Source organism: Enterobacter vonholyi (assembly GCF_008364555.1).
GTDB classification, from domain to species: Bacteria; Pseudomonadota; Gammaproteobacteria; order Enterobacterales; family Enterobacteriaceae; genus Enterobacter; species Enterobacter vonholyi.
Window position 1 is genome coordinate 330,088 of record NZ_VTUC01000038.1, and the last position, 7,082, is coordinate 337,169.

Sequence of the window (7,082 nt, forward strand, 5' to 3'; positions counted from 1 at the left end):
CAGGCAGGAAGATCATCAGAAAGCCTAAAAATAGGTAGAACCGAATTTCTTAGACCTGACGTCGATTGAGGAATGCTACTGGCCGGCTGGATAAAACGACGAAGAGATTGAAGACCGAATCTATAGCCTGAAAGAATTTGATAGCATACTGGTATTTGATCAATGCAACATGTATCACCCAGGGCAAGTAAACCTATGCGATGTATTTCTAAAAAAGTATGCTCGTTCAATAAACATTCTCGCGAAATAACACTTGAATAATTATGAACCTCGTTTCAAACCCAAGATCACACAATTATACAAATATCATCCTTTATATTGCCAGGAATAAGCACCGCATATATAAATTTTAAATAGAATCCTATGGTTATTCTATTTAAAAATTATGACGATTAGTCTTTAAAGATAAAGTTGCAAACCATCTAATTCAGTTTTAATGCAAACCAACATGTAATTGATGTAAAGAACATGGAATTAGATGGTTAAAAAGAATAAAATTTCGCGCCACATACCTCACCGATTTACATTGTTAAGGGTAAGTAACTGTGAACTGAGCGGTTGCATTTGCAACACCAGGAGTTATCTGAGGGCGCGATACGAGAGCCTGATATTGCGCATTAAAACTTAATAGATTATCCCCGCCAATGAGAGCTATGGCCGCTGAGGGATTATTAAGTTTCAATTCAGTCGTAGTATCACCCTGGTTAATTCTAACCGCCACGCCAGTTGCCGCACCGGTAACACTATCTAATTCTAGTAGTGATGGGTCGGATGCTGCTGTGCCGCTAAAGGTCACGACTGCTTTTTTTGGTCCATTCTCAGGGCAGGTGACCGTAATCGAAAATGGTATCGCACGAGATACATCGCCTGCCTCAGCAAGATCAATTGTACTCACATCGCCAAGGGTTACTGTTTGATCTGCAATGCCTTTAATATCACATGTGGCAGCAAAAACTTCACCATGAAATTTAATTGGCACCCCCTCGAAAGCTGTATAAGCATAAACAAATTGCGGCAACAAAAAAAACATTGCAATAAGACGACTTCTATTAACAATACCCAATTTAGAGATATGCACGCAATTAAATAATACCTTATAGAATTTATTCATTTTAGCGATTCACTCCAGATTCATCATAACGGTAGCTGTCGCTGTAAATTTACCCGGTGCTGGCAACTTTCCTGACACATTAACCGGATAACTTTTAAACAAAGCATTACCTGTTTGTGTACTTGCATCAAATTCCGTGAGCAAGTCTCCACTATTGGGGGAAACAATCGCCCCGTTGCGATCTTCAATTCGCACCCCAATATCACTATTACTGGTTAAAAGTGAAGTGGAATCCCCAGCCGCGGCCTGACCATTAAAGCTAAACTTAACCTTAAGACCTTCTGCTATATTAGTACAACTATAGTTTACCGATGCAGTTTTTTCTTCATACCCGTCGGGTTTCGCTCCCTTAGTTTTTAGTGAGGCATCTACCAGTCGGCCCAAATCTATATCTATAATCTGCCCATCATTAATTTTACATGACTGTGGGACGCTTATAGTGCCACTGATATATACTTGAGATATAGGAGTAGATGAATAACTCCCCGACGTTCTTGATGAATACATTGATGCTACCAAAGTGGGGGGAATATCAAGTGAACCAATAAATCCTTTTTTGATATATAAAGAAAGAGTTCCTTTTGAGCCGGAGTTAGCATTATTAATTGGCGTATTACAGGCTCTGTCCGGTGAATTATTACTGATATTTTCAAATGGAACCGTATAATAACCATTCCCACCGACAAAGATCGTAGTTGCAAGAGCCATATTATCATTTAAATTATAATATGTTTTACTATTGTAAACTCCATACTGCGTAAGAGTTGAGCGCCCCGAAAACATTCTCGCTTTGGTTGTACCATCACAATCACATGTAATACTATACGTTGTTCCTAAATCCCACGAATCTACAGGATCTATAATCTTGCCTGGATTATCGAGAGAAGGATCGGTAATAGTAGATGTAAAATCGACATTGAACGTATATGGAGTACCGCTTGTAGGGGTACACCACCCCGTAGCTGCACTCGCATGATGTGAATATCCGAAAAATATTACAAGAAAAATAAATAACGGATAAGCATTGTACTTTATTTTAAAAAATGCCATAACGTTTCTCATTTACAGATAACATTGATTTGTTGCAAGCCGATATCTTTTCTTTTATTTTTACCAGTACTAGCTGGTAATACAAAATCAGCGTGACATTTCATTTCGTTATTTAAACCCCACTTTGCGGTTATGCTTCCACGCTCTGGAAGACCGCTCAGGTATACTTCGCCATTCTCATTCACAATACCGACATCCGGGTTTTCACTACCATCGACAGAAACCATTGCACCAAATGGCACTGCAAATTTATCCTGTTGAAATGTTATTAACACTCGATGTCCTACATTAGTCTTAAAGGCAGCAGCAACTACGGCACCTGCTGTTGGTACAACAGTTGTAACGTTATTTTTAATATCAACATCATCTTTCAATGTTGATGGTTCAAGGGCTATACGAGAACGTCTATAGGAATTTAAATAAGGTACAATAGTATAGCCACGCCAGTCAGTACTCAGCCCAGTGCCATTATTTACTTTAGCATTGTCCGCCCCTGGAGCTTCAACAAGTGCCAGCGCTGAAATATCGCCAACCAAAGGCTGACCAAAAGTGATACCATGTTGATGGACCACTACAGATCCTTGTGCACCATAATTTACCTGCCTGGAGTTATCACTATAGTTGTAACCTACATTTAATTCCCCATAGCTTCCCTTATAATCCATCCCCACCTGGCCATTATAATTTTGATTGTTATTTCCAGTACCCTGAGACATATAATAAGAAAGATTATTATCTTTAAGTGCAGTACCACTAATTCCAGCCTGACTATACATGCCACCATGAAGATCGCTATTCATACTAGTGGTAGCATAAGCACCTGGAAGCCATTTTCCTAATGGGATACTGACATTGATCGAAACTTGTTTGTTATTATTAGCATGCGTATTTGAACTTGTATTTGCACTTTTATTTGTATATTGCGTATACATATACATTAATGACCACGCAATGCCATTTACAAAAGAGTTGTTATAGCTTACCGAAAGATTACGCTCATAACCCTCTTCATTCCAATAATCTTGCTGGTACCCTGATATTGCTAAGGACCCCCAATCAAGTCCCACAAGATTTTGGGAGAAGGTTAATTGGAGCTTACTACGCTTGTTACCATGCCAGTTATTATTATATGTATCATCAGGCTGGTCGTAGTCCAGCGACTCCTGCAGAGTGTAAAACCCTTTAGTGGAATAACGATAACCAGCTAAGGTAATTGTCGAGTCAGTAGCGGCAATACTTTTTGAATACTGAAAGCGATATGACTGACCTTTTTTATTTATATCTCCTTCATTTGTCGTTAACGATGTATTGGCCTGAGTTGCATCCACTGAGAAGGCACCCCAATCACCTAAACCGACACCTAAACCTAATGCGGCTGATCGATAATTTGGCGAATGTTGAACCCCTCCATAGACCGTCATGTCATGAGGTAATCCATAAATTAATGTTGACTGTTCTATTAAAGAGTTATCATCGTGAGAACTAACAGGACGATACTTCCCTACCATTGCAGCATACTTGAGATTCCCTTCACGTTGCATTACAGCAACATTAGAAAAGGGTTGTATAAATGTATGCTCTGAACCGTCAGATTCTTTAACTATTATTTGTAACTCACCACTTGATGATGTCGGATACAAATCTTTAATCGAAAATGCTCCAGGAGAAACATAAGTTTGATAAATCACGTTTCCGTCTTGCTTTACCGTTACCTGAGCATTACTATTAGCAATGCCACGTATAGTTGGAGCAAATCCCCGTAGGCTGTCGGGCATCATATTGTCATCAGAGCCAATCTGCACACCACGAAAGGGGATACTATCGAAAACATCAGAAGGTGTATAGCTTTCACCCGCGATGAATTGCCCCTTTATTGAAGGGATATCATGTTGTATGTAGGTATCAATTGAATCCCAATTAAGGTGATTATTTTCATTCGATGCCTCGTTATTATTTCCAGTATTATCGCTGTTTTTATTAAGCATAGCAGTGCTGTAGTTACGCAGACGCCAACCACCGATGTTAAAACCGCTATGCAAATTAAGAAAATAATTGTCATTAACCCCCTGACTATGCCACTCTCTTGATCCACTCAAACCGTAACTCAGCAACAACGCAGTAACGCCTTCATCCCAATATTGGGGATCAATTGTTCCCTGAGCAGTTGTTCTCATCAACGCCTGTGGAACAGAAATTTTTAATATCTGATGTTGAAAATCGAATATTATTTTTGCTGAGGGAATATAGCTACTCAGATCTGTAATTACTTTATCCTCAGCCACATCTTTTAGCTCAGCAGCGGAGTCTATGGCAACACCCCATCGTCTATATTGCCCTAACGTGAGCTTTGGCATCAGTTTACCTGTCGTTCCCTCAACAAACTCTACATCACGGGTTTCTTGAAGCTCACTATTAATATAAATATCAACGCGATAAGTACCTGGAGCTTGGCCGCCCTTAGTTGAAAAGCGAGATAAATCGATCGGAGTTGTATTGGGATTATCAATTTCCAGAGCATTAGGATTGAAAAAAATCTCTTCCGCTAAACTTTGTTTCGCGAATAAAAATAAAGTTAATGTGACACCAACGTGTATTAAGCTTACTTTTGGATGAAATAGCAAAGGACGTTGGCAAACAAAACCAGAGAGACGATTTAATTTTCTTTTAAAGATTAAAGAAATCATACTTTATTTGCTCTAGAAAATTATAAATATTACCAAGATAATCTTCTAAAAACTTATCTCAGCTGGGACCAAATGACTTTACTATTTCCACCATAATCATTAATAAACTGCCAGGCGACCTTATCGCTTGAACTTTTGCCACCAGCATAGTTGTAAGTAGCACTAGCCTTTGGGGGAACCATTACATTAGTTGTGTCTAATAAAACCCCACCTACTTTTAAAGTATAAAAGCTTATGTAATAGGGTGTAGGGTTGATAACCTCAACCTTGCCCTGGCTTCGCTTAAATGATACTTTATTAAAATCATCTTCGGTTGGTGATTGTATTCCATCTGGACGATAAAATAGCTTAATCCGTGTTTTTACGGATATTTGCAATACATTCTTATCGTTATTACGTGCTACTGAAGGGATAGACTTTATGTTCATCCAATATACTGACTCGCGATCTTGAGGGAAATCTCCCCCAGTCCTGATTATACGAATCAAATTCTCTGTCCCTTCGTCAAGACGGAAAAGAGGTGGTGTTGCAACAAAAGGAGGTTTATTTGCTGATTTAACTTTACCATCAGCGCCATTGTCGTCAGCCCATGCCTGAATAAGGTAAGGGGATTTATCAGCGTTTTTTACCGATAGTGAAACTTCTCTTGCACTACCATTGTAGACAATGCGCGTTCCCCCAACGATTACCCCAGCTTGAACGCTAGCAGTAAAGAGGCCTAACGAAAATAATAGAGTAGTAATTCTCATATTCATAAAAGTGAGCCTCCTAAAAAACACTTTATTATCAAAAAACATTTAAAAACTATATGGGTATTTATTAGTAATAAATACCCATATCCTCATATCAGTTATAAATAACCGTAAACTGACTTGTCGCATTAGCAGTACCAGAGCCAACAGTCGCGCTGGTAGCCTGATAACGTGCAATAAAGTTCATGGTCGCTGTTTTATCCGTTGCAACTGTAACGGCTGAAAGTGAATTCGATTCGTGTAATTTAATCAGATTGTTCTGTGCATCTGTAATTTGGATTGCGACACCAGTAGCAGTTTGTCCTGTATCAAGTTTAAGCAAATCTAGATTCGCGGGATCGCTGACTCCATCAAATTTCACATTGACAGTACCAGTTGGACACGCAGTCAGCTTAATACTAAACTTAGTTGGTGCAGCAGTATCATCTTTTGCTTTAAAAGCTGCTTTCGCTACATCACCTAATGTTACTGTTTGATCTGCGCTTCCAGAATCAACTGTACATGCTGTATCAAGTATATTACCTTTAAACTTCACTGTTCCATCAGCCGCTAGAGCTGTATGTGTGATACCAGAAAAAGCTACCAGTAAAGTCAAAAGTTTCATGCCGCCATTAAATCTTGTTTTCATACAAAAATCCTTACTCGTGAAGACCAAAAAGTTAATCAATATAAGAACATTGATTAATCAATTCCTTTAACCGAGCATAATTATAATTTCGGTGAATGAAAAACAATACAAAACATATGTCCTTTTTTGTACAACATTCATATAGTGAAAAAATATAAAAAAATGTATAATTATTGAATTGTTAATTTTTTGAAAATATAAAATTACAATAGTTAGTTCATTTTTTGATAGCGACGCTGACAATATCCTGACGCTCTTCAATTAAGCGCACACGCTGGATAAGAAAGGTAAGACCGAGGGTGTCATCCCTGTTAATAAAGCGATAAAAAAGTAACAAGAACATTAGACCTGTTAACTGAATTGTAACTTAAACGCTTGAGAAATTGGTAACGCTGTTGCGGAGAAGGGAATAGAAAAAATAGTTTAATTATCTAAAAATAATACCCTTTCTAAGCTATAAGTTAATTTACCCCATAAACTGGGCTGTTCCCACGCGGTAGACGAATACTGTCCTCACGGCGAGGCGCGTTCAAAGTCCTCCGAATTGATACCACCGAGATAATTGTGGCGCCGGGCCCGGTTGTAGAACACGTCAACGTAATCGAAGATACCCGCCCGAGCCAGTTACCGGGTTTTGGAGATCCTCTTTCTGATGCGTTCTTTTTTCAGCGAACTGAAGAAAGATTCGGCCATCATATTATCCCAGCAATTGTCACGCTAGCTCATGCTCGGAGCTAGGTTTGAATCGCCACGGATAATCTAGACACTTCTGAGCTGTTAATAATATAGGTTTTCATATTCAGCCGGTGGCATCTGCTCGCTCGAACCATGCCGACGCTTACTGTTATAAAACATTT

Annotated in this window: 5 protein-coding genes and 1 pseudogene; all 6 read right to left on the reverse strand. The window is 38.9% G+C overall.

Translation table 11 applies throughout. The annotated features are described in order from the left end of the window. Positions 1 to 529: 529 nt before the first annotated feature. The gene (locus tag F0319_RS22195; protein ID WP_149367801.1) at positions 530 to 1,111 is read right to left on the reverse strand and encodes a fimbrial protein; all 582 of its coding nucleotides are present in this window, start codon (positions 1,109 to 1,111) and stop codon (positions 530 to 532) included. 9 nt (positions 1,112 to 1,120) lie between these two features. Beyond that, positions 1,121 to 2,161: a fimbrial protein gene (locus F0319_RS22200; RefSeq protein ID WP_188035119.1), complete on the reverse strand. Its 1,041-nt coding sequence runs from the start codon at positions 2,159 to 2,161 to the stop codon at positions 1,121 to 1,123. 8 nt (positions 2,162 to 2,169) lie between these two features. Beyond that, a complete protein-coding gene (locus F0319_RS22205; RefSeq protein ID WP_149367803.1) occupies positions 2,170 to 4,845 on the reverse strand; it encodes a fimbria/pilus outer membrane usher protein in 2,676 nt (891 codons plus the stop codon). Positions 4,846 to 4,898: 53 nt separating this feature from the next. After that, the gene (locus F0319_RS22210; protein ID WP_111965520.1) at positions 4,899 to 5,600 is read right to left on the reverse strand and encodes a fimbrial biogenesis chaperone; all 702 of its coding nucleotides are present in this window, start codon (positions 5,598 to 5,600) and stop codon (positions 4,899 to 4,901) included. A gap of 91 nt (positions 5,601 to 5,691) precedes the next feature. Then, entirely contained in the window at positions 5,692 to 6,225 is a 534-nt protein-coding gene (locus F0319_RS22215) for a fimbrial protein (protein WP_240168130.1), read from the reverse strand. A gap of 513 nt (positions 6,226 to 6,738) precedes the next feature. Then, positions 6,739 to 6,969: pseudogene (locus F0319_RS22220) on the reverse strand (IS3 family transposase); the annotation flags it as partial. Positions 6,970 to 7,082: the final 113 nt, after the last annotated feature.

What these genes read in the sequence shown, in the direction of transcription:
- F0319_RS22195 (WP_149367801.1), bottom strand. Translation starts at nt 1,111, where the DNA reads ATGAATAAATTCTATAAGGTATTATTTAATTGCGTGCATATCTCTAAA.
- F0319_RS22200 (WP_188035119.1), bottom strand. Translation starts at nt 2,161, where the DNA reads ATGGCATTTTTTAAAATAAAGTACAATGCTTATCCGTTATTTATTTTT.
- F0319_RS22205 (WP_149367803.1), bottom strand. Translation starts at nt 4,845, where the DNA reads ATGATTTCTTTAATCTTTAAAAGAAAATTAAATCGTCTCTCTGGTTTT.
- F0319_RS22210 (WP_111965520.1), bottom strand. Translation starts at nt 5,600, where the DNA reads ATGAATATGAGAATTACTACTCTATTATTTTCGTTAGGCCTCTTTACT.
- F0319_RS22215 (WP_240168130.1), bottom strand. Translation starts at nt 6,225, where the DNA reads ATGAAAACAAGATTTAATGGCGGCATGAAACTTTTGACTTTACTGGTA.